This window comes from Pseudomonas sp. UBA3153 (assembly GCF_002364635.1).
Lineage (GTDB): Bacteria > Pseudomonadota > Gammaproteobacteria > Pseudomonadales > Pseudomonadaceae > Pseudomonas_O > Pseudomonas_O kuykendallii.
This window is the reverse complement of record NZ_DEYR01000034.1, coordinates 1-23,162: the sequence shown is the minus strand read 5'-3', so window position 1 is coordinate 23,162 and position 23,162 is coordinate 1. Positions and strand designations below refer to the sequence as shown.

The window sequence follows — 23,162 nt, the reverse complement described above, 5'->3', positions numbered from 1 at the left end:
AAAAACGCGCCATCGCCGCGCAACAGTCCGCACGCGGCAGCCTGGCTCCGCGTGCCTAGGCCCTGCCCGCCATCCCCTTTATACTTGCCGGCTTTCCTGATCAGCCGCTTTCAAGAGTCCCGCACCGCATGGACAAGACCTACCAGCCGCACGCCATCGAGACTTCCTGGTACCAGACCTGGGAAGCGAACAACTATTTCGCTCCTCAGGGTGCCGGCGAGCCGTACACCATCATGATCCCGCCGCCGAACGTCACCGGCAGCCTGCACATGGGGCACGGCTTCAACAACGCGATCATGGATGCACTGATCCGCTTCCGCCGCATGCAGGGCCGCAACACCCTGTGGCAGCCGGGCACCGACCACGCCGGTATCGCCACGCAGATGCTGGTGGAGCGCCAGATCGGCGCTCAGGGCCTGTCGCGCCACGACCTCGGCCGAGAGAAGTTCCTCGACAAGGTGTGGCAGTGGAAGGCCGAGTCCGGCGGCAACATCAGCCGGCAGATCCGCCGCCTGGGTTCCTCGGTGGACTGGTCGCGCGAGCGCTTCACCATGGATGACGGCCTCTCCGAAGCGGTCAAGGAAGCCTTCGTGCGCCTGCATGAGGACGGCCTGATCTACCGCGGCAAGCGCCTGGTCAACTGGGACACCAAGCTGCACACCGCGATCTCTGACCTCGAAGTGGAAAGCCACGACGAGAAAGGCCACCTGTGGAACCTGCGCTACCCGCTGATGGACGGCGCGAAGACCGCCGATGGCAAGGACTACCTGGTCGTCGCCACCACCCGCCCGGAAACCCTGTTGGGTGACGCCGCGGTCGCGGTGAACCCGAATGACGAGCGCTATCAGCACCTGATTGGCCGTCAGGTTCAACTGCCCATCGTGAACCGCCTGATCCCGATCATCGCCGACGATTACTGCGACCCCGAGTTCGGTACCGGCTGCGTAAAAATCACCCCGGCCCACGACTTCAACGACTACGAGGTCGGCAAGCGCCATGGCCTGCCGCTGATCAACATCTTCGACAAGAACGCCGCCGTGCTGGCCAGCGCGCAGGTGTTCGACATCGACGGCAAGCCGAACACCGAGGTCGACGCGAGCCTCCCTAGCGGTTACGCACAGATGGACCGCTTCGCCGCGCGCCGCGCGCTGGTCGCCGAGTTCGAGGCCATGGGCCTGTTGGAGAAGATCGAAGACCACGCGCTGAAAGTACCCAAGGGCGACCGCTCCGGCACCGTCATCGAACCCTGGCTGACCGATCAGTGGTACGTCTCCACCAAACCGCTGGCGGAGAAAGCCATCGCCGCGGTCGAGGGCGGCGAGATCCAGTTCGTGCCCAAGCAGTACGAGAACATGTACTTCAGCTGGATGCGCGACATCCAGGACTGGTGCATCAGCCGTCAGCTCTGGTGGGGCCACCGCATCCCGGCCTGGTACGACGAACTGGGCAACGTCTACGTCGGCCGCGACGAGATGGACGTGCGCGAGAAGCACGGGCTGGGCAGCGAGGTCCTGCTGCGCCAGGACGACGACGTCCTCGACACCTGGTTCAGCTCCGGGCTGTGGACCTTCTCGACCCTCGGCTGGCCCGAGCAGACCGACTACCTGAAGACCTTCCACCCCACCGACGTGCTGGTCACCGGCTTCGACATCATCTTCTTCTGGGTCGCCCGGATGATCATGCTGTCGACCCACCTGACCGGCCAGATCCCGTTCAAGACCGTCTACGTCCACGGCCTGGTCCGCGACGGCCAGGGCCAGAAGATGTCCAAGTCCAAGGGCAACGTGCTTGACCCGCTGGACATCGTCGACGGCATCTCGCTGGACGCGCTGCTGGAGAAACGCACCAGCGGCCTGATGCAGCCGAAGATGGCCGAGAAGATCGCCAAGCAGACCAGGGCCGAGTTCCCCGAAGGCATCGCCAGCTACGGCACCGATGCGCTGCGCTTCACCTTCTGCTCGCTGGCCTCCACCGGGCGCGACATCAAGTTCGACATGGGCCGTGTCGAGGGCTACCGCAACTTCTGCAACAAGCTGTGGAACGCCGCCAACTTCGTCATCGAGAACACCGATGGCCAGGACACCGGCGTGAATGGCGAAGCCGTGGACTTGTCCTCGGTCGACCGCTGGATCATCTCCGCGCTGCAGCGCACCGAAGCCGAAGTCACCCGCCAGCTCGACGCCTTCCGCTTCGACCTGGCCGCCCAGGCGCTCTACGAATTCGTCTGGGACGAGTACTGCGCCTGGTACCTGGAGCTGGTCAAGCCGGTGCTATGGGACGAGAACGCGCCCCTCGAGCGCCAGCGCGGCACCCGCCGCACGCTGGTGCGCGTGCTGGAAGTGATCCTGCGTCTGGCTCATCCGTTCATGCCCTTCATCACCGAGGAAATCTGGCAGCGCATCAAGGCGCAGGCCGGCGTCAGCGGCGAGACGATCATGCTGCAACCCTGGCCAGTGGCCGACGAAAGCCGCATCGACCCTGCCGCCGAAGGCGACATCGAGTGGGTCAAGACGCTGATGCTCGGCGTGCGGCAGATCCGTGGCGAAATGAACATCTCCATGGCCAAGCGCATCGACATCATCGTCGCCAATGCCAGCGAGCAGGACCTGCGCCGGCTGAACGACAACGCGCCGTTGCTGAACAAGCTGGCCAAGCTGGAATCGGTGCGCGTGCTCGCCGCCGGCGAGGAAGCGCCGATGTCCGCCACCGCGCTGGTCGGCGACATGCAGGTGCTGGTGCCGATGGCCGGCCTGATCGACAAGGCTGCGGAACTGGCGCGCCTGGACAAGGAAATCCAGCGCCTGGAGGGCGAGGTCAAGCGCATCGGCGGAAAGCTGTCCAATGCCGGCTTCGTCGACAAGGCGCCCGCCGACGTCATCGACAAGGAGCGCGCCAAACTCGCCGAAGCCGAACAGGCGCTGGCCAACCTCGCCGAACAGCGGCAGAAGATCGCCAGCCTGTAACGACGCCAAGGCCCGCACCCGCGGGCCTTGTGCATTAGGCCGGCGGCGAACCGCCTGCTCCAGAGGCATACAAGGACACTCGGAATGGACGTCAGCAAGACCAAGACCAGCTTCTACCGTCGCCTCTACGTCGCCTGGCTGATCGACAGCGGCGCGGCGACCAGCGTGCCGGCGTTGACGGAGGCTACCGGGATGCCGCGGCGCACCGCGCAGGACACCCTGGCGGCGCTGGCCGACCTGGATATCGAGTGCGCCTTCGAGCAGCAGGAAGGCGAGCGCAACAACGCCGGGCGCTACGAGATTCGTGACTGGGGCGCCATCGACAAGGCCTGGATCGAGCGGCACCTGCCGATGATCAAAGCGGTCCTGGAGTACCCGTGAGCCCATCGTCGCCCGCCATTCGACCGTCCGACGATGAATAAGGAACTGCTGCTGGTCCTCGCCCTGCTCGTCCTGTGCATCACGCTGTTCGTGCGCAATCGGCCACGGGTGGACGTGGTCGCGCTGCTGATGATCGTCGCCCTGCCGCTCGCCGGAATTCTCGAATTGCACGAAGTGCTCGCCGGGTTCAGCGACCCCAGCGTGCTGCTGATCGCCGCGCTGTTCGTCATCGGCGACGGCCTGGTGCGCACCGGCATCGCCTATCGCCTCGGCGACTGGCTGGTGCACCGCGCCGGCAGCAGCGAGACGCGCCTGCTGGTGCTGTTGATGCTGATGGTCGCCGGGCTCGGCTCGGTGATGAGTTCCACCGGTGTGGTGGCGATCTTCATCCCGGTTGTTCTCGGCGTCGCCGCGCGGATGCGCGTGGCGGCCAGCCGCCTGTTGATGCCGCTGGCGTTCGCCGGGCTGATCAGCGGCATGCTGACGCTGGTCGCCACGCCGCCGAACATGGTGGTGCACGCCGAGCTGGTGCGCGAGGGACAGGCCGGCTTCGGCTTCTTCGCCTTCGCGCCTATCGGCCTGACGATACTCGCCCTGGGCATCGGCTACCTGCTGCTGGCGCGGCGCTGGCTGGGCAGTCGCGCCTCGGAGAACGGCGAGCAGGACGCCCGGCGCACCCTCGCCGACCTGGCGCAGAGCTATCGCCTGAGCGAACGCGAGCGGCGCCTGCGCGTGCGCGCCGACTCGCGGCTGGCGAACCAGGCGCTGAACGAGCTGGAGCTGCGCCAGCAGTACGGCATAAACGTGATCGCGGTCGAGCGCCAGCACAAGTTCCGCAGCCTGCTGCTGATGGCCACCGGCAACACCGAGCTGCTGCCCGGCGACATCCTGCTGATCGACCTGGCCAGCCCGGCCATCGCCCTGCTCGGCGCCTACGACGAACTGGGCCTGGAGCCGCTGCCGTTGCAGACCTCCTACTACAGCATCCACTCCCATGTGCTCGGACTGGCCGAAGTGGCGCTGCCGCCGGATTCCGAGCTGCCGGGCAAGACCATCCAGGAACTGGGGTTCCGCAGCCGCCACAAGCTCAACGTGGTCGGCCTGCGGCGCAACCGCGAGGCGCTCGACGGCCTGCTGGTGGACGAGAAGCTGAAGACCGGCGACATCCTGCTGGTGGCCGGCGCCTGGAAGGAAATCCACCGGTTGCAGAGCCTGGGGCGGGATTTCCTCGTGCTCAGCCTGCCGGCGGAAGTGGACGAAGTGGCGCCGGCCGCGCGCAAGGCGCCGCACGCGCTGCTGGCGTTGGCGGTGATGGTGGCGCTGATGGTCAGCGGCCTGGTGCCGAACGTGATCGCCGCGCTGATCGGCTGCCTGCTGATGGGCGCGTTCCGCTGCATCGACATGGACAGCGCCTACAAGGCGATCCACTGGCAGAGCCTGCTGCTGATCGTCGGCATGCTGCCCTTCGCCCTGGCGCTGCAGAAAACCGGCGGCATCGAGCTGGCGGTGAACGGCCTGGTCGGCGCGCTGGGCGACGCCGGCCCGCGCGCGCTGCTCGCCGGGCTGTTCCTAGTCACCGCGCTGATCGGCCTGTTCATCTCCAACACCGCCACCGCGGTGCTGATGGCGCCGGTCGCGCTGAGCACCGCCGAACGCCTCGGCGCCTCGCCCTACCCGTTCGCCATGATCGTCGCACTGGCGGCGTCGGCGGCGTTCATGACGCCGATCTCCTCGCCGGTGAACACCCTGGTGCTGGGGCCGGGGCATTACCGCTTCGGCGATTTCGTCCGCGTCGGCGTGCCCTTCACCCTGCTGGTGATGGCGGTCAGCGTGGCGATGGTGCCCTGGCTGTTTCCGTTCTAGCGCGGTGACGGTGCGCGCGGCGCACCCTACGCAGGGCGGCGTGATGGCGATGCGGTGATACAGCGCGGCCGGCGCGGCTTGTGGGACAATGCCCCGCCGCGCCAACCGATAACCCGCCATGCCGAACAAGCCCGCCGCCAAGCCCCTGCTGCACCCGCGCAACCGCCACCAGGGTCGCTATGACTTTCCAAAGCTGATCGCCAGCAGCCCGGAGCTGGCGGCCTTCGTCATCCTCAATCCGTACGGCAAGCAGAGCATCGACTTCGCCAACCCGGAGGCGGTGAAGGTGTTCAACCGGGCGCTGCTCAAGCAGCTTTACGGCATCGCCCACTGGGATATCCCGCCCGGCTACCTGTGCCCGCCGATTCCCGGCCGCGCCGACTACCTGCACGGCCTCGCCGACCTGCTCGCCGCCGACAACGGCGGTGAAATCCCGCGCGGCGCCGGGGTGCGTGTGCTGGACATCGGCTGCGGCGCCAACTGCATTTACCCGCTGCTCGGCCACGCCGACTACGGCTGGCGGTTCCTCGGCTCGGACATCGACCGCGTGGCGCTGAAGGCGGCCGAGGTGATCCTGCGCAGCAATCGCCTGGACAAGGCCATCGCGCTGCGCCTGCAGGAACGCCCGGAACAGATTCTCCAGGGCCTGCTGCACGCCGACGAGCGCTTCGACCTGACGCTGTGCAACCCGCCGTTCCATGCCTCGCGCGACGAGGCCACGCGCGGCAGCCAGCGCAAATGGCGCAACCTCGGCAAGCTCGACCCGAGCCGCCAGCTGCCGACGCTGAACTTCGGCGGGCAGAGCAACGAGCTGTACTGCGAGGGCGGCGAGGTGGCCTTCGTCAGCCGGCTGATCGCCGAGAGCGCCGCCTGCGCCAGCCAGGTGCTGTGGTTCAGCACGCTGGTGTCCAAGGCATCCAACCTGCCGGCGGTGAGCGCCGCGTTGAAACGCGCCGGCGTGCGCCAGCAACGCACGATGGAGATGGCGCAGGGCCAGAAGCAGAGCCGCTTCGTCGCCTGGACCTTCCACGACGCGGCGCAACGGCAGGCGTGGCACGACGCACGCGGGCAAGGTGAACGGTCGTCGGCTGGCTGAACCGCTGCGGTGAATCATCCGCGCGGCGCGTATCCAATGAGGGTGTTCCCCGAAAAATGGAGTACGCATGACTACCGCATTCATCGGCCTGGACTACATCGTCGACATCACCCATCCCAGCGGCAGGATGGCCGCCGCCGCACAGCAGGTCATCGACCGCGACGTGATCGCCAAGGCCAACCACGCGCTGGCCATCGCACGGCGCAAGGGCTGGCTCTCGGTGCTGGTCAAGGTCGGCTTCGACAAGGGGTATCCGAACCTGCCCAGGCATTCCCGGCTGTTCGGCAACGCGAAGGAAATGGGCGTGCTGGAGATCGGCTCGCCAGGCACCGAATTCCACCCAGTGCTGGAATCCGCGCTGGCCGACATGGTGCTGGTCAAACCACGCGTCAACGCCTTCCACGGCACCGGCCTGGAGCCGGCCCTGCGCGCCCGCGGCGTGACCCGCGTGGTGCTCGCCGGGGTGAGCACGGCGATGGCGATCCAGAGCGCCGCCCGCGATGCCCACGATCGCGACTTCGAGGTGCTGATCCTCGAGGAAGCCTGCGCCGCCGCGACCCTGGCCGATCACGTCGACTCGATCCGCCTGCTCGGCAGCATCGCCAGCACGGTCACCCTGGAGCAACTGGCGCAGCTGGATTGACCCAGGCCGGGCGCGCCTGTGAAACACTAGGGGCTGTCGAGCGTTCATCGCGAGCCACGTTGCCGCGAACCAAACCTCGACGGCCCCCAGCCACCCTTCAGCCAAAGTCGCGTCCTCCATGAAGCCCAGCGTCGCCCCTGCCGTTCCGCGAACCCGCCTGCCCCGCGCCGCCACCCTGCTCGGCTATGCCGGTCGCGCCTTGTCGCTGGTGTGGAGTACCTCGCGACCACTGACCATCGGCCTGATGGCCGCGACGCTGGTGGCCGGCGTGTTGCCGGCGCTGGCCGCCTGGCTGGGCAAGCAGATCGTCGATGCGGTGGTGGCGGCGATGGAACTGCATCGCGTGCAGGGCGAGGCGCCGTTGTGGCCGGTGCTGCGCTACCTGCTGATGGAGGCCGGCGTGGTCGCCGCCATCGCCGCGGCGCAACGCGGATTGTCGGTGCAACAGTCCCTGCTGCGCGCGCTGCTCGGGCAGAAGGTCAACCTGCTGATCCTGGAGAAGGCGCAGCGCCTGTCGCTGGCGCAATTCGAGGACTCCGAGTTCTACGACAAGATGCTGCGCGCGCGCCGTGACGCCTCGGTGCGGCCGCTGGCGCTGGTCAACAAGACCTTCGCCCTGGCGCAGAACGCGCTGTCGCTGATCAGCTTCGGCGTGCTGCTGGTCGGCTTCTCGCCCTGGGCGCTGCTGATCCTGCTGGCCGGCGCGCTGCCGGTGTTCTTCGCCGAAGCGAAGTTTTCCGGCGATGCCTTCCGCCTGTTCAGCTGGCGCTCGCCGGAATCACGCATGCAGAACTACCTGGAGACGCTGCTGGCGCGCGAGGACAGCGTCAAGGAAGTGAAGCTGTTCGGTCTCGCCCCGCTGCTGCTGCAGCGCTACCGGGAGATCTTCGCCAGGCTCTACGCCGAGGACCGCGCGCTGACCCTGCGCCGCGACGGCTGGGGTTTCGGCCTCGGCCTGCTGGGCACGCTGGCGTTCTACGGCGCCTACGCCTGGGTGGTGCTGGACACCGTGGGCGGGCGCCTGAGCCTGGGCGACATGACCATGTATCTGCTGCTGTTCCGCCAGGGCCAGGCCGCCGTGGCGAGCAGCCTGTCCGCCATCGGCGGGATGTACGAGGACAACCTCTACCTGTCCAACCTCTACGACTACCTGGAACAGCCGGTCGCCGAGGAACGCGGCACGTTGCATGCCGGCGTGCTGCCGGGCGACGGCCTGCGCTTCGAGGGTGTCGGCTTCCAGTACCCGGGCGCCAGCCGGCCGGCGCTGCAGGGCATCGACCTGCACCTGGAGCCCGGCCACAGCCTGGCGCTGGTCGGCCAGAACGGTTCCGGCAAGACCACGCTGATCAAGCTGCTGACGCGCCTGTATGCGCCCAGCGAGGGGCGCGTGCTGCTCGACGGCAGCGACCTGCAGGAGTGGAATGCCGAGGCGTTGCGGCGGCGGATCGGGGTGATCTTCCAGGACTTCACCCGCTACCAGCTGAGCGTCGGCGAGAACCTGGGCGTCGGCGACGTGGAGGCCTTCGACGATCCGGAACGCTGGCGCGAAGCCGCCGAACGCGGCATGGCCAGCGACTTCATCGACGACCTCGACCAGGGCTACGCGACCCAGCTCGGCCGCTGGTTCCGCGACGGCCAGGAGCTCTCCGGCGGGCAGTGGCAGAAGATCGCCCTGTCGCGCTCGTGGATGCGCCGCTCGGCGGACATCCTGGTGCTCGACGAACCCACCGCCGCGATGGACGCCGCCGCCGAAGCCGAGGTGTTCGCACGCTTCCGCGAACACGCCGCGGGCAAGATGACCATCCTCATCTCGCACCGCTTCTCCACGGTGCGCAGCGCCGAGCAGATCATCGTGCTCGAACACGGGCGCATCCTCGAACAGGGTAGCCACGCGCAGCTGCTCGCCGCCGAAGGCCAGTACGCGCAGTTGTTCCGGCTGCAGGCCGAGGGGTATCTGTAGGGGCGGCTCGCTGCACTGCATCGCGTGGGCTGAAGCCCAACCTGCGGCGGACGCGCACGCCGCTCCCCATTCATGGGAGAGGGCTGGGTGAGAGGGAAGGCAACGCCCTGGTAGACGGAAAAAGCCCGCTCGATGCGGGCTTTTTCAGCCGTCCACCGAATCCCGCCTATGGGTACTTGCGCTTCTCCGGCGCCGGCGGGAAGTACTGGTAGAGCCAGGTCTCGCTGAGCACCTGCCTGTCGCTCGCGCGGCGGATGAAGGCGCGAAATTCCACGGGATCCACACTGTCGTTGGTGGGGAACCAGTCGAACAGCGCGCGGAAGCCCTTCACCTCCGGATGCAGCGCAAGGATGTGGAAGTCCTTCGCCTCGCCGTTGGATGCGGTGACCACCAGCTCGATGCCCTCGCTGGGGGCCATGGCGTCCAGCGGGCCGCCGGTGAAGTCGATGGCGAAGCGCCGCGCCCAGACCTCCGGGTAATGCTCGCCCGGCGCCCAGCCCTCGATGAAACCGCCCATCCCGGAGCGCGTGGCGAGCACCCTCGCCAGCGACGGCTGCACCGGCGGCAGCGCGGCCCAGTAGAGCTTGTACGCGTAGTTCAGCGACGTTCCGGCGGTGATCGCGCGCTTGGGATTCCAGAACACCACGATGTTGTCCAGCGTCTCGCCGGTGGTCGGCAGCTCCATCAGGTCGACGCTGCCCTCGCCCCAGTCGTTGGTCGGCTCGACCCACAGGCTCGGCCGGCGGCTGTACCAGTCCACGGTGTCTTGGTAGGTGGCGAAGTCGTGGTCGCTCTGCACCAGGCCGAAGCCTTTCGGGTTGTTGTCGGCGAAGGCGTTGAACTGGATGCGCTCGGGGTTGTTCAGCGGGCGGCAGACCCACTCGCCATTGCCGCGCCACATCGACAGCCGGTCGGAATCGTGGATGTTCGGGTGGATGGTGTCGCACATGCGCCGCTCGTGGCCGCCGCAGCTGAACATGCTGGTCATCGGCGTGATGCCGAGCTGCCTGATCGCCTGGCGCGCGTTGACGTGCGCGTCGATGGACATCACCACCTGGTCCGGCTGGCAGTCGATGTCGAAGCGGTAGGCGCCGGTGGCGCTGGGCGAATCGAGCAGCGCATAAAGCACGAAGCGGGTGCTGTCCTTGTCCGGCGTCTCGAACCAGAACTCGACGAAATTGGGGAATTCCTCGGGGCCGCCGGCGTAGGTGTTGATCGCCAGGCCGCGCGCCGAGAGGCCGTACTGGCCGGTCTTGTCCACCGCGCGGAAGTAGCTGGCGCCGAGGAAGGAGACGATGTCGTACTTGGCGATGTTCGGCTGCTTGAACGCCTTGAACCCGGAGAAGCCAAGGTCGCCCTTGAGCTGGGCGACATCGACGCCGCTGCTGGCGTAGTTGAACAGTTCCGGGCGGAAGTGCACTTCGCGCGACAGGCGCGTGGCCGGGTCGATGCTGTGCATGCGCACCGGCTGGCGGAACGCCATGCCGACGTGGAAGAACTGCACGTCGAGCTGGCCTTCGAGGTCCTTCCACAGCGAATGCTCGGGGTCGTACTGAATGGCGTTGAACTGCTGCGGGGTCATCTTCGCCAGGGTCGGCGGCAGCGTCTCGCGGGTATCCACGTAGGGCTTGCCGGCGAGCGCCTTGGCCTGCGCCTGCAGGCGCTTGAAGTCGAAGGGTTCGGCGGCGCCGTTGGCGGTGTCGGCGAGCACGCGGGCGGCGAAGAAACCGGACGCCGGCAGGCCGGTCAGGGCGGCCAGCGCCATGGACGCTTTCAACAGATTTCGTCTTTGCATGGATCACTTCACGACGGAGGTTCTGGGAACCGCGCACCCGCGAGGCGGCGGCAGGGGTAAACGTGGCAATGGACGCCATAACGCGGCGACAGTTCGGCAATGATGCCTGCAACGGCCGCCGTTGAGCGCTCGCGGCCCCTAAAAACGCAGGCGGTCCGCGGAGCGAATTCTTTACCGGCTGTTACGGCGTCGCCGGCACCCGGGGTTCGACGGCGAAGCGCTTCTCCAGGCTGCTGTAGCCCATGCCGTGGCCCTTGCTGACCTTGAGCTGCACCGGAATGCGCTCCTTCAGCGCCTCGACGTGGCTGATGATGCCGATCATCTTGCCGCTGGCGTTCAGGCTGTCCAGCGCGTCGAGGGCGATGTCCAGGGTTTCGCCGTCCAGCGTGCCGAAGCCTTCGTCGAGGAACAGCGAGTCGATGCTGGTCTTGTGGCTGACCAGGTCGGACAGCGCCAGGGCAAGCGCCAGGCTGACCAGGAAGCTCTCGCCGCCGGACAGCGTGCGCGTGTCACGGGCGACATCCGCCTGCCAGGTGTCGATCACCTCCAGTTCCAGTTCGCCGACCGATTTGCGCGCCAGCAGGTAGCGCCCATGCAGGCGTTCCAGCTGACGATTGGCGAGGTGCACCAGGTGGTCGAGGGTCAGGCCCTGGGCGAACTTGCGGTACTTGGCGCCGTCCGCCGACCCGATCAGGCCGTTGAGGTGCTGCCAGAGCTGGTGCTCGCCCTCCTGCGCAGCGATCGTGGCGAACAGCGCCTGCTGGCTCTGCCGACGCTGTTCGTCGCCCTGCAGTTGCGCGCGGATCTCGCCCTGGCGCTGGGTCAGGCTGCGCAGCGCGGCGTCCAGCTCGGCCAGGCGCGCATCCAGTTGCGCGGCGTCCGCGTCGGTCTTGGGTGCGGCGCGCAGGTCGGCCAGCGCCTGTTCGGCCGACGCTCGCAATGCCTGCGCCTGGGCCAGCCCGGTGTGCAGGCGCTCCCTGGCGTCCTGCAGGGTGGCACGCTGCGCCTCGTCCAGGCAGGCCTCGAGAAACGCCTCGGTGTCGGCGAACGGGCTGTCTTCCAGCGCCACGTGCCAGGCCTGCTCGGCCTCGGCGAACCTGGCCTGGTCCTGCGCCAGGCGCCGTTCCAGGCTGTGCCGGGTGCCCTGCAATTCGGCGCTGCGCTGCTGCGCGCCGGCGAGCTGCGACTCCGCCTCGCCTATCGCGGCCTCCAGATCGGCCGGCGGCGCGTCCTCGGGCAGATCCGCGTGCTGCGCCGCCTGCCAGCGCTGCATCCACTTGCCGGCCAGCTCGCGGACATGGGCGGCGGCGTGCTCCAGCGTTGTCTGCTGTTCGCGCAACGCCTGCAGCCGCGCCTGCGCCTGCTGCCAGGCCTGGGCATCGGCTTCGCGCTCGCGCAGCCAGGCGGCGCCATCGGTCGGCAGCGCGTAACCGAGGGTTTGCAGCTCGGCAGCCAGCCTCTCGTCCGCTTGCGCCTGCTGCGCGTGCAGCTTGCTCAACTGGCGGCCCAGCTCGTCCAGCGCGGTTTGCCGGGCGAGCTGGTCGCGTTGCGCCAGGGCCAGCGCCTGCGCGGCGTCCGCTTCGGCCTGCTGGGCCCGCTGCAGTTCGAGGCGGGCGCTCTCCAGCTGCTGCTTCAGGCCATCCAGCGCTTCCAGCCGACACTGCACCTCGGCCAGCGCCGCAACCTGATGGGCCTGCGCCCCGGCGATGGCCGAGGAATCGCCGGGTTCCAGCGCCAGGGTTTCGCACTGCTGCTGCCAGGCCTGGTCTAGCAACAGCCGCTGTTCCTCGCCGGACACCAGCAGCTCGCCGGCCTGGCGGCGCTGCTCGTCCAGCGCCGAGGCCTGCCGGCTGAGTTCCTGACCGCGCTCGCCCAAGGCCTCCAGCTCCGCCTCCTTCGCCGCCAGGGCGCGGGCGGTCTCCGAGACGTCCAGCGCCTGATACGCGGCGATCGCCGGATGCTCGCGGGCGCCGCACAGCGGGCAGGCATCGCCGGGCTGCAACTGCGCGCGATGGGTTTCCAGCGCTTTGATGCGCTCTTCCTGGGCGAGCAGCGTCTTCTTGTCCTGTACCTGCTGCTTGAGGTCGCGGTAACGCTCGCGCAGCGCCGCGACTTCTGCGTTCTTCTCGTCCTGCTGACGCTGCCGCGCGGCCAGCGTGACGCGCGCCTGCTCGACCTGGCCGGCCAGTTGCGTGCGCCGCTCGCCGAGCTGGCGCAGCTGTTCCAGGGCACTGCCGCGGGCCAGCAGGCGCTGCCAGTCGGCGCGCCACTCGGCCTCGCTGCGACCGTCGAGGGTCGACTGCCAATCCCGCTGCGGCGCCTCCAGCGCCTGCCGCGCCGCCTGCAGATGTGCCTGCGCCCTCTGCAGGTGCTGCTGCCGGTCGGCGACCTCGGCGCCCAGCGCGTGCAACTGGCGGGCGGCGTCCTGCTGGCGCGCCTGCGCCTCGGCGATTTCCTGCTGGCAGGTGCTGCGTGCCTCGAACCGGCTGCGCCAGCCGCTCAGTTGCTCGGCCAGGGCTGCATGCGGCGCGCGCTCGCTCAAATCGGCGTCCAGACTTCGCCGCTGCTCGACCACGGCCGACAAAGCCTCGCCGCGCTCGCCCGCCAGCCGCGCGGAGAAACGCTGCGCCTGCCAGAGCTGACGCACGGCTTCGGCGGACACCGCCGCCTGTTCGTCGAGGACCGCCTGCAACGACCGCCGGGTGTCCTGCAGCGCCTGCTCCGCTTCCAGGCGATGCCCCTGCACCGGCAGCAGCCGCGCCGCCGGCTCGCTGTCGGCGAGGCGTTGCAGATCGCCCGCCGCCGCGTCCAGCGCCTGTCGCGCCCGGTCTTCGCCGGCCAGCGCGTCCTGCTGGCGCGCCTCGGCCTTGCCCAGCTCATCGAGCCAGTGGCGTTCGCCCTGGGCGCTGGCGAGTTGCCGGTGCAACGTCGCCTCCTCGCCTGCCAGGCGCGCGGCCTCTTCGGCCAATCCGGCACGCTGCGGCTCGTCGAGCAACTCGACGCCCTCGGCGCGCGCGCGGAGCTGCTCCAGTGCCGCCTTGACCTCGCGGGTGCGCTCGAAAACCCGCTGCGACAGCTGCCCGTAGATGTCGGTGCCGGTCAGCTCTTCCAGCAGCTCGGCGCGCTGGTTGGCCGACGCCTCGAGAAAGGCGGCGAAACCGCCCTGGGCCAGCAGCATCGACTTGGTGAAACGCTCGAAATCCAGCCCGGTCAGGCGCTCCACCTCGCGCGGCTTCTCGCTCAGCTTGTCGCTGATGATCTGCCCGTCCAGCCGCGCCAGCTCGGCACGCGGCGCCTGCAACGCGCCGTCGGCCTTGTCGCGCGCCCGGCGCTGGCTCCAGAACGCCCGGTAGCCCTGCCCCTTCACCTCGAACTCCACCTCGGCCAGGCAATCGGCGCAGTGCCGCGTCATCAGCTCGTTGCTACTCGCCGACAGCGCATTCATCCGCGGCGTGCGGTGGTAAAGCGCCAGGCAAATGGCATCGAGCAAGGTGGTCTTGCCCGCCCCGGTCGGCCCGGTGATGGCGAACAACCCGTTGTCGCGGAACGGCTCTGCGGTGAAGTCGATCTTCCACTCGCCCTTGAGCGAGTTGAGGTTCTTCAGGCGCAGCGAGAGGATTTTCATGGCGGGAGCTGATCAGGTCGGGGTTGGCATTCTAACGGCAGCGCGGAGCCCCTGCCGACCGGGCGTGACAAGTCTCGTAGGGTGGGTTAGCGGCATCGCTCGATAGCCCCTGACGACCCGAGGCCGAAAGCCGCGTAACCCACCGGGCGGAGTCCGGCATGTCACCCCCTGGCGGGTTACGCCGCACGCCGGCTTCCGCGCCTGCCCCACCCCTCGCCCGGCGCGGCTAACCCACCCTACGTGGGTGTGCTCCAGTTCCGTAGGGTGGGCAACGCTTCACCTGCCCACCGGGCGGTTCATCGCCCGACACTATTCCCCGTCCTGCAACTCGCCGAGCACCTGCCGGTGTAGATCGTGGAGACGCTGCTGGAGGGCGTCGTCGAGGGTTTCGCTGGCGAGGCGACGGGCGAAGACGTCGTGCGGGGTGAGCTCGTCGAGGGTTTCGCGGGATTCACCAACCAATCTGGCTCCGATCGAATCCCGCGCACCGCGCACACAAAAAAGATCAACCGGTAGCCCCTCGCATAGCGAGGCCACTTGGGCCCAAAGGTCACTGCGGTAATCGCTTGCGGTTACCGTTACATCCAGCCACACCGGCAACGTCGCGCTGCCCTCGCGCGCCGCGTCGGCGATCGCTCCCTTGAGTTCCGCCAGCGAGCCGCGCAGCGAGGCCAGCGGCTGGAAGCGCGGCACCGGCAGCGGCGTCACGGCGCGCAGGCCGTCGCTGTCGAGGTCCACCAGCAGTACCTGTTTTTCCTGCCGCGCTTCGTCGAAGGCCAGCGGGATCGGCGAGCCGCAGTAGCGGATGTGCTCCAGGCCGCCGACCTTCTGCGGCCGGTGGATGTGCCCGAGGGCGATGTAGGCCGCCGCCGGGAAGGCGTTGGTGGGAAAGGCCTCCAGCGCGCCGACGTAGATTTCCCGCACCGAATCGCTGGCACTGGCACCCACGGTGGTGAGGTGGCCGCTGGCGATGATCGGCAATGCGCCACCGAGTTCGGCGCGGCGCCGCTCGGCCTGCGCGAAGAGTTCCCGGTAGTGCCCGGCGATGGCTTCCTGCAGCGAGCGTTGCTTGTCCTCGGCGCTCTGCCCCGCTTCGCTGCGGAGCAGGTCGCGCGGGCGGAGGAACGGGATCGCGCAGAGCAGCGCGCCCGGCGAGCCGTCGCGCTTGTCGAGCACCAGCAACTGGTCTTCCGGGTTTTCCGCCACCGCCGGGACCACCCGCGCGCCGAGCCGGCCGAGCAGGCTGCGCGACTCGCCGAGGGTCGCCACCGAGTCATGATTGCCACCGAGCACGACCAGTTGCGCACCGCTGTCGCGCAGGTCGACGACGAAGCGGTTGTACTGCTCGCGGGCGTAGCTGGGCGGCGCGCCGTTATCGAAGATGTCGCCGGCGATCAGCACCACGTCCACCGCCTGCTCGCGCACCTGGCCGATCAGCCAGTCGCAGAACGCCTGGTGCTCGGCCTGGCGGGTCTTGCCCATGAAGTGCTGGCCGAGGTGCCAATCGGAGGTGTGCAGCAGGCGCAGGCCGTCGAAGGGCGCGGCGGCCGGCGAAGTATCGAACAGGGAGAGGGTTTCCATCGTGGTGCCCTTGCTGGCGGGCTCGTTTGCCGAGCCCGCCGGGAGGATCACAGGCCGCTGTTGAGCCCGGTGTTTTCCGCGGCGCCGATGTGCACGTTCATGCACTGCACGGCGGCGCCGGCAGCGCCCTTGCCGAGGTTGTCGAGGCGCGCGACCAGGGTCACGCGCTCGGCATTGCCGAAGACGAACAGGTCGGCGCGGTTGCTCTCGTTGCACGCCTGCACGTCTAGGAAACCGCCGTCGAGGTTGTCGGCGCCGTCCAGCGGCATCACGCGGATGAACGGCTCGCCGGCGTAATGCCTGACCAGCGCGGCGTGGAGGCTTTCCACGCTGGCGCCGGTCGGCAGGTGGCTGAGCTGCAGTGGAACGGTCACCGACAGGCCCTTGAGGAAGTCGCCGACGATGGGGTTGAACACCGGCGCCGCGGCGATCCCGGTCTGCACGCGCATTTCCGGCAGGTGCTTGTGCGCCTGGGAGAGGGCGTAGGGGCGCGGGCTCTTCAGCTTGGCGTTAGCGCCGGCTTCGTATTCGGCGATCATCTGCTTGCCGCCGCCGCTGTAGCCGGTCAGCGAGAAGGCGCTGAGCGGGTAGTCGGCCGGCAGCAGGCCGGCGTCCACCAACGGGCGAACCAGCAGGATGAAGGCGGTGGCATGGCAGCCGGGGTTGGCGATGCGCTTGCTGGCGCGGATCGCCTCGCGCTGGCCGGGCGCCAGCTCCGGCAACCCGTAGGCCCAGCCGCTGTCGGTGCGGAACGCGGTGCTGGCGTCGATGATGCAGGTGTTCGGGTTGTTCACCAGCGCGACGGCCTCGCGCGAGGCGGCGTCGGGCAGGCAGAGGAAGGCCACGTCGGCGGCGTTGAGGAAACGCGCGCGCTCGGCGGAATCCTTGCGCTTGGCGTCGTCGATGCGCAGCAGCTCGATATCCGAACGACCGCCGAGGTAGTCGAGCAGGCGCAACCCGGTGGTGCCTTCCTGGCCGTCTACGAATACTTTGAACGTCATTGCCCAGCCCTCGCGAATAGGTGACGGCCCGCCCGCGGGCCCGATTGGCCGACATTGTACCGACTCGACCGGCGCACGACAGCGCGAGCGGCGCCGATCATCGTGCCGGGAGCGTGTGTCACGCGGCGTAACCCACCAGGCGGAGTCATGCCGGATTCCGCCGGCGGGTTACGCGGCTTTCGGCCACAGGGTCGCCAGGGTTCATCGGGCGATGCCGCTAACCCACCCTACGGGGCTGGCGAACGAGTTCGTCCCTACGAGAGCGTTCGCCACGGGTGCAGGCGCGCCGGATGACGGGCGCTCGGTACGTAGGGTGCGCCGTGCGCACCGCAAAGGGAGAGCGATTCCCACCGCAGACAAGCGGCCTCGGTGCGCGCGGCGCACCCTACGGCGCGATGCCGTGGCCGCCACCCAGGCCGGGGAAATCCGGGCGCGGTCAGAACGCCCAGTCGGTCACCACGACGTGGGTCTTCACCCGTTGCATGCCGGGGAAGTTCTCGATCTGCCCGCGGATTTCACCGAGCCGCGCCATGCTCGCGACTTCCAGGTAGACCAGCATGTCGGTCTCGCCGCTGATGCCGCTGCAGCGCTGGATTTCCGGGAAGGCGCGCATCCGCTCGACGTACTGCTCGCAGCGGCTCTCGTGATAGAACAGCTCGAGGTAGGCCTTGATCGCGTTGCTTTCCGGGTCGGCGACGCGGGCGTGATAGCCCTGGATCACGCCGCGCTCCTCCAGTTGGCGGATGCGTTCGGCCACCGCCGAGCGCGACAGGCTGATGCTTTCGGCGATGCGGGTGACGGGGGTGCGCGCGTCGCTGCGCAACAGGGCGATGATCTGGCGATCGAACTTGTCCACGGGGTTCTCGCAAAACGGTGACAGGCGATTCGGCGGCGGCTTGCGCCACTCTGCCGGGCAAAGCCGGCAACCTGAATGGCGGCGGCGGCCTAACATGGCTTACCGCCGTTTCAAGCCCGCGAGCATACCGTATGAGCCGTCTGAACAAGGAGCTGGGGCTGCTGCAAGGCATTGCCCTGCTCGCCACTTCGCTACTGGGAACCGGGATCTTCGTGGTCCCCGCCCTCGCCGCCAGCAGCGCCGGTATCGCCTCGCTGTGGGCCTGGCCGTTGCTGATCCTGCTGGTGTTGCCGGTGGCCTTCACTTTCGCCCAGCTCGGCCGGCGCTTTCCCCACGCCGGCGGCGCGCCGCACCTGATCGGCCGCGCGTTCGGGCTGCGCTTCGAGCGGGTCAGCGCCTGGCTGTTCCTCGCGGTGATTCCGGTCGGCGTGCCCGCCGCGCTGCACATCGGCGTGGGCTTCTGGCAATCGGTGTTCGCCATCACGCCCGGCCAGGCGCTGGCGATCCAGCTCGGTACGCTGGCGATCATCCTGTTGCTCGGGCAACGGCCGATGCGCGCCTCCGGCAGCCTGCAGGCGGCGATCGCGGTGGCCATCGTCGCCTGCATCGCGCTGATCTGGTGGGCCGGCGATCTGCCGGACGCCAGCCTGCCGCTGCTGAACAGCGCCGCGCCCGACTGGTCGCGCCTGCCGACGGCGCTGGCGGTGATGTTCTGGTGCTTCGTCGGCATCGAGGCGTTCGCCCACCTCGGCGAGGAGTTCCGCCGCCCGCAGCGCGACTTCCCGCTGGCACTCTTGCTCGGCACCCTGCTCGCCGGGCTGGTGTACTGGGCCTGCTCGCTGGCGGTGCTGAACTTCGGTCACTACGGCGACGCCCAGCGCGATGCCACCTCGCTGCCCGACCTGGTCGGCCAGCTGTTCGGCGAACGCGGCCGCTGGCTGCTGGCACTGCTCGGCTACCTGGCCTGCTTCGCCTCGACCAACGTCTACCTGCTGGGTTTCGCCCGGTTGCTCTGGAGCCTGGCCGACGAAGGCAAGGCGCCGGCCGGGCTGGCGCGGCTCAACCGGCACGGCGTGCCGTCCCGCGCGCTGCTGCTGATCGTCGCCTGTTGCGCGCTGTGTTCGCTGGCGAGCAGCCTGCTGTCGCTGTCGGTGGACGAGCTGATCCGCTACGCCAACGGCAACTTCGTGCTCATCTACCTGCTCAGCATGGCCGCGGGCTGGGTGCTACTGGAGGGTCTCTGGCGCTGGCTGGCGGGACTTTCCGTGGCGCTTTGCGCGCTGGTGCTGGTGGCGCTGGGCGTTCAGGCGCTGTACGCGCTGGCGCTGCTCGGCGTGCTTGTGGCGCTGCATGGGCGGCGACCGCCCCGTCGGGCCGCCGCCACCCAAGGGTGACCCTCGGCGCGGGCCTGTGTTATCAAGACAGGCTTTCCAGCAAGGGCCGGGCCGCATGAATTCCTATATCGACCTGCTGATCAGCGATTGCGACGGCGTGATCGTCGACAGCGAAATCATCGTCGAACGCCTGCGCCGCGAGGTGCTAGGCGAGCGGTTCCCGCTGCAGGAACTGGATATCCTCCTGGCCGGCACCTTCGGCCTGCAGAGCCACGACATCCTCGCTCGCGTCGAGGCGCACTTCGGCGTCGAACTGCCGGACGGCTTCCACACCGAGCTGCGCCAGCGCAGCGAAGCCGCGACCTTCCGGGACGCCGCGCCAATCGCCGGCGTGCGCGACGCGCTGCTGGCCGTCGACCTGCCGCTGGCAGTGGTCAGCAACAGCCGCCGGGCCAGCGTCGAGCACGCGTTGCAGCGCGCCGGCCTGCGCGAACGCGTGGACTCCGGGATCTTCGCCGCCGAGGACGTGGAGCGGCCGAAACCGGCGCCGGACCTCTACCTGCTGGCGGCCAGGCGTGCCGGCGTCGTGCCGTCGCGCTGCCTCGTGGTCGAAGACAGCGCCACCGGCGCCACCGCCGCGCTGACCGCCGGAATGCGCGTGATCGGCTTCCTCGGCGCCAGCCACATTCCGCCGGAGCACGGCGAAGTGCTGCGCGAACTGGGCGTCGAGGCGCTGCTCAGGGACATGCGCGAACTGCCGGCGCTGGTCGAGCTGCTGCGCGGCGAGCCGTCTCGCCCGGTATGACGCCCGCCCACAGCGATGCGCCGCGGCGGATCAACGTGGTCGGCACCAGCGGCAGCGGCAAGAGCACCTTCGCGCGGCGCCTGGCCCATCAGCTCGGCCTGCCCTGCATCGAGATGGACGCACTGTTCTGGCGTCCTGACTGGCAGGAGTCCGACGACCCGAGTTTCTTCGCCCGCCTGCAACGCGCGCTGGCACAGCCGGGCTGGGTGCTCGACGGCAACTACCAGCGCACCGCCGCGATGAAGTGGCGGGACGTGCAGATGATCGTCTGGATCGACTACTCGTTGATCCGCACCCTTTACCAGGCCATCAGCCGGGCACTGCGGCGCTCCTTCAGCGGCGACGAGCTGTGGCCGGGCACCGGCAACCGCGAGAGTTTCCGCCGCTCGTTCCTCAGCCGCGACTCGATCCTGCTCTGGACGCTGAAGAACTTCCGCAGCAACCGGCGGCGCTACACCGAGGTTTTCGCCGACCCTCGCCTCGCCCATGTCCAGCGGGTACGCCTGCGCAGCCCGGCGGCCGTCGAGACCTTCCTGCTCTCACTGCACTGACGCCGCAACCCCGTGCCTCGGGTAAACTGCGCGTCTTTCCCGTTCGCCACGAGACCGCCATGCCGATCCGCCACGCCATCGTCCACCTGATCGACAAGAAACCCGACGGCACGCCCGCCGTGCTGCACGCACGCGACAGCGAACTGCACGAGTCGCAGGCCATCGAGAACCTGCTGGCGGACCTCAACGAAAGCTACAACGCCAAGCAGGGCAAGGCCTGGGGGCTGTTCCACGAGGAGTCCGGCGCCTACCCGTTCAGTGGCTGGCTGAAGCAGTACCTGGACGGGCAACAGGACTTCACCGCCTTCAGCCGCCAGGCCGTCGAGCACCTGCAGAAGCTGATGGAGGAATCCAACCTCTCCACCGGCGGCCACGTGCTCTTCGCCCATTACCAGCAGGGCATGACCGACTACCTGGCGATCGCCCTGCTCCACCACAGCGAAGGCGTCACCGTGACCGAGGCGCTGGACGTGGCGCCGGCCAAGCACCTCGACCTCGGCCAGCTGCACCTGGCCGCGCGCATCAACATCTCCGAGTGGCAGAACAACAAGCAGTCCAAGCAGTACATCTCCTTCATCCGCGGCAAGAACGGCAAGAAGGTCTCGGACTACTTCCGCGACTTCATCGGCTGCCAGGAGGGCGTCGATGCGCCGAGCGAAACGCGCACCCTGCTCAAGGCTTTCAGCGATTTCGTCGAGAGCGAGGACCTGCCAGAAGAACAGGCGCGGGAGAAGACCAGTGCGCTGGTCGGCTACGCCACCACCCAGGCCAAGCTCGGCGAGCCGATGACCCTGGAAGAACTCTCCGGGGTGATCGACGAGGACCGGCCGAAGGCGTTCTACGACCACATCCGCAACCGCGACTACGGCCTGTCGCCGGAGATTCCGCCGGACAAGCGCACGCTGAATCAGTTCCAGCGCTTCACCGGGCGCGCCGAAGGGCTGTCGATCAGCTTCGAGGCGCATCTGCTGGGGTCGAAGATCGAGTACGACGAGGGCCGTGACATGCTGATCATTCGTCAGCTGCCGACCCAGTTGAAGGACCAGCTCAAACGCCGCAAGGACTGACGATGAAACGCATCCTGCTGATCCTCGCCGCGCTCGCCACCTGGCAACAGTGGGACCGCGTCGAGCCGCTGCTCGGCCTCGGCCAGCCGGTGCACCGCCAGGCGCGCACCGGCGAGGTGATTCTCTACGCGACGTCCTGGTGCGGCTATTGCGCCAAGACCCGCGCCTTCCTCGCCGAACGCGCGATTCCCTACCGCGAACTCGACATCGAGAAGTCCGCCGACGGCCGCCGCGCCTACGACGCGCTCGGCGGCCGCGGCGTGCCGGTGATCGACGTCAAGGGCACGGTGATCCATGGCTACGACCCGCAGGGCATCCTCGCCGCCTACTGAGCCGTGCCTCAGAGCGCCTCGATGCGGAAGCCGACGCGCGGGAAGTGCACATGGACCACGCCCGCGCGCGCGTCCTCGCGGCGCAGGATCAGCTCTTCGGCACCGGCGTGGAGCAACTCGCCTTCCACCGGATCGACGCCGTAGTCGGTCGCCGCGATCAGCACCCGCTGGCCCACCGAGAAACCGTTCGGCTCCTCGATCGAGGTCTGCGGCAACGCCGCCGGGCTCGCCTGGCGGGCGACCTCGATGGCCTCGGCGGCGCTCATCTCGCTGGGCGAACCCTGGCCGAAATCCAGCACCCGCTGCAGCCAGCGCACGACCTCGGGGTAGGCGTCCACCAGCGGCGCGGTGACCGGCGTGGCCTTGAGGAACCACAGCGGGTGGGCCATGGCGAAATCGGCGATGGACGCCTCGCCGAAGAGGAACTCGCCGCCCTGCGCCAGTTGCTGTTGCAGGCGCGTCATCAGCGTCGGCCAGTTGTGGCGCGCCAGCTCGGCCGGCAGACGCGACGCCGAACCACCGCTGAACAGCCCGGCACGGTCGGCGAGGAAGCCCTGGATCGCTTCCGGCGACAGGCGGGCGAAACGCACCGCGACGGATTCGGGCTGGAACACCAGGGTGACGGCATGCTGGAACACCACCGAGTCGGCCCAGTGGGCGAAGGCGGCGACGGTGAATGCCTGGCCCTGCGGGAACAGCGTCGGGGCGGCCTTCTCCGCCTCCAGCCGGCGGGCGATCAACGCGGTGTCACAATAGATGTCCGCACCGACCTGCAACACCGGCGTCTTGCGGTAGCCGCCGGTGAGCGCCAGCAGATCGGGCTTGGGCATTACCGGCGGAATGTTCACCGAGTGCCAGCTCAGCTGTTTGAAGCCGAGCAGCAGGCGGGTCTTGTGGGCGAACGGCGAGGCTGGATAGTGGTGCAGGATGAGGTCGTGCATGCTGGCTTCCGCTGTTGTTGTTCGTACGGCCAGCTTACCCGCCGGCTTCCCCGCGTCCCAGCCACTCAGGCGGATGGCGTGGCATCAGCGCCATGCATGGCGATCAGCTGTTCCTTCGCGACCTTCTTCAGTTGCTTGATCGCCCGCTCGCGGCGCAGTGCGTCACCCTTGCCGGGGCAGGCCTCCACGTACACCAGCGCCTGCGCCGGGCTGGAGTGGAAGAAGCGCGCGCCCTTGCCGCTGCAATGCATGGCGAAGCGCCGCTGCGGGTCGTCGCTGATGCCGCAGTAGAGCGCGCCGTTGGCGGCGCGCACCAGGTAGACGAACCACGGCTTGGCTTCGCCGGCCGGCGCCGCGGCGGGCTCGCT

The 23,162-nt window shown here is 68.6% G+C and carries 18 protein-coding genes; 11 read left to right on the top strand and 7 right to left on the bottom strand.

Features of this window, described 5'->3' with window-relative positions; translation table 11 throughout:
* Window positions 1–128: 128 nt before the first annotated feature.
* The 6 genes from B2X67_RS08050 to B2X67_RS08025 all read left to right on the top strand — a co-directional run bounded on the left by B2X67_RS08050 (window position 129) and on the right by B2X67_RS08025 (window position 8,906).
* Entirely contained in the window at window positions 129–2,963 is a 2,835-nt protein-coding gene (locus B2X67_RS08050) for a valine--tRNA ligase (RefSeq protein WP_286785181.1), read from the top strand.
* Window positions 2,964–3,047: 84 nt separating this feature from the next.
* Entirely contained in the window at window positions 3,048–3,344 is a 297-nt protein-coding gene (locus B2X67_RS08045) for a winged helix-turn-helix domain-containing protein (RefSeq protein ID WP_286785180.1), read from the top strand.
* Between the two features lie 33 nt (window positions 3,345–3,377).
* Window positions 3,378–5,207, top strand: coding sequence for an SLC13 family permease (locus B2X67_RS08040; protein WP_286785179.1), 1,830 nt, complete (start codon window positions 3,378–3,380; stop codon window positions 5,205–5,207).
* A 118-nt stretch (window positions 5,208–5,325) separates the two neighbouring features.
* Window positions 5,326–6,303 carry a 23S rRNA (adenine(1618)-N(6))-methyltransferase RlmF gene (gene rlmF, locus B2X67_RS08035; protein WP_286785178.1) on the top strand — a complete coding sequence of 326 codons (978 nt, stop codon included), beginning with the start codon at window positions 5,326–5,328 and terminating at the stop codon, window positions 6,301–6,303.
* A 67-nt stretch (window positions 6,304–6,370) separates the two neighbouring features.
* On the top strand, window positions 6,371–6,946 hold the full coding sequence (locus B2X67_RS08030; RefSeq protein WP_286785177.1) for an isochorismatase family cysteine hydrolase: 576 nt from the start codon (window positions 6,371–6,373) through the stop codon (window positions 6,944–6,946).
* Window positions 6,947–7,064: 118 nt separating this feature from the next.
* Window positions 7,065–8,906, top strand: a complete 1,842-nt coding sequence (locus B2X67_RS08025; RefSeq protein WP_286785176.1) for an ABC transporter ATP-binding protein — start codon at window positions 7,065–7,067, stop codon at window positions 8,904–8,906.
* A gap of 166 nt (window positions 8,907–9,072) precedes the next feature.
* Here the strand turns inward: B2X67_RS08025 and B2X67_RS08020 are convergent, their stop codons facing one another.
* The 5 genes from B2X67_RS08020 to B2X67_RS08000 form a co-directional block, all read right to left on the bottom strand.
* Window positions 9,073–10,701, bottom strand: coding sequence for a glucan biosynthesis protein (locus B2X67_RS08020; RefSeq protein ID WP_286785175.1), 1,629 nt, complete (start codon window positions 10,699–10,701; stop codon window positions 9,073–9,075).
* A gap of 181 nt (window positions 10,702–10,882) precedes the next feature.
* Window positions 10,883–14,326, bottom strand: a complete 3,444-nt coding sequence (locus B2X67_RS08015; protein WP_286785174.1) for an AAA family ATPase — start codon at window positions 14,324–14,326, stop codon at window positions 10,883–10,885.
* A gap of 309 nt (window positions 14,327–14,635) precedes the next feature.
* Window positions 14,636–15,853, bottom strand: a complete 1,218-nt coding sequence (gene sbcD / locus B2X67_RS08010) for an exonuclease subunit SbcD (RefSeq protein WP_286785205.1) — start codon at window positions 15,851–15,853, stop codon at window positions 14,636–14,638.
* Window positions 15,854–15,954: 101 nt separating this feature from the next.
* Window positions 15,955–16,908, bottom strand: a complete 954-nt coding sequence (gene argC / locus B2X67_RS08005) for an N-acetyl-gamma-glutamyl-phosphate reductase (protein ID WP_282344794.1) — start codon at window positions 16,906–16,908, stop codon at window positions 15,955–15,957.
* Window positions 16,909–17,344: 436 nt separating this feature from the next.
* Window positions 17,345–17,764 (bottom strand): Lrp/AsnC family transcriptional regulator, encoded by a 420-nt coding sequence (locus B2X67_RS08000; protein ID WP_273232104.1) that lies wholly within the window; start codon window positions 17,762–17,764, stop codon window positions 17,345–17,347.
* 131 nt (window positions 17,765–17,895) lie between these two features.
* On the opposite strand from B2X67_RS08000, the gene yjeH reads away from it, so the two are divergent.
* From yjeH to B2X67_RS07975, 5 genes are read left to right on the top strand one after another with little or no spacing between them, the layout of a single operon-like run.
* Window positions 17,896–19,158, top strand: a complete 1,263-nt coding sequence (gene yjeH / locus B2X67_RS07995; protein WP_286785173.1) for an L-methionine/branched-chain amino acid transporter — start codon at window positions 17,896–17,898, stop codon at window positions 19,156–19,158.
* 55 nt (window positions 19,159–19,213) lie between these two features.
* Window positions 19,214–19,903 (top strand): HAD family hydrolase, encoded by a 690-nt coding sequence (locus B2X67_RS07990; RefSeq protein WP_286785172.1) that lies wholly within the window; start codon window positions 19,214–19,216, stop codon window positions 19,901–19,903.
* The gene (locus B2X67_RS07985; protein ID WP_286785171.1) at window positions 19,900–20,454 is read left to right on the top strand and encodes an adenylate kinase; all 555 of its coding nucleotides are present in this window, start codon (window positions 19,900–19,902) and stop codon (window positions 20,452–20,454) included. The genes B2X67_RS07990 and B2X67_RS07985 overlap by 4 nt, the downstream gene beginning before the upstream one ends.
* A gap of 59 nt (window positions 20,455–20,513) precedes the next feature.
* Window positions 20,514–21,521: a nucleoid-associated protein YejK gene (gene yejK / locus B2X67_RS07980; protein ID WP_286785170.1), complete on the top strand. Its 1,008-nt coding sequence runs from the start codon at window positions 20,514–20,516 to the stop codon at window positions 21,519–21,521.
* A gap of 2 nt (window positions 21,522–21,523) precedes the next feature.
* A complete protein-coding gene (locus tag B2X67_RS07975) occupies window positions 21,524–21,853 on the top strand; it encodes a glutaredoxin family protein (RefSeq protein ID WP_286785169.1) in 330 nt (109 codons plus the stop codon).
* 8 nt (window positions 21,854–21,861) lie between these two features.
* On the opposite strand, the gene B2X67_RS07970 is transcribed toward B2X67_RS07975, so the two are convergent.
* Complete coding sequence (locus B2X67_RS07970; RefSeq protein WP_286785168.1) at window positions 21,862–22,794, bottom strand: glutathione S-transferase family protein; 933 nt, start codon at window positions 22,792–22,794, stop codon at window positions 21,862–21,864.
* A 65-nt stretch (window positions 22,795–22,859) separates the two neighbouring features.
* Window positions 22,860–23,111 carry a GIY-YIG nuclease family protein gene (locus B2X67_RS07965; protein WP_286785204.1) on the bottom strand — a complete coding sequence of 84 codons (252 nt, stop codon included), beginning with the start codon at window positions 23,109–23,111 and terminating at the stop codon, window positions 22,860–22,862.
* Between the last annotated feature and the right edge of the window lie 51 nt (window positions 23,112–23,162).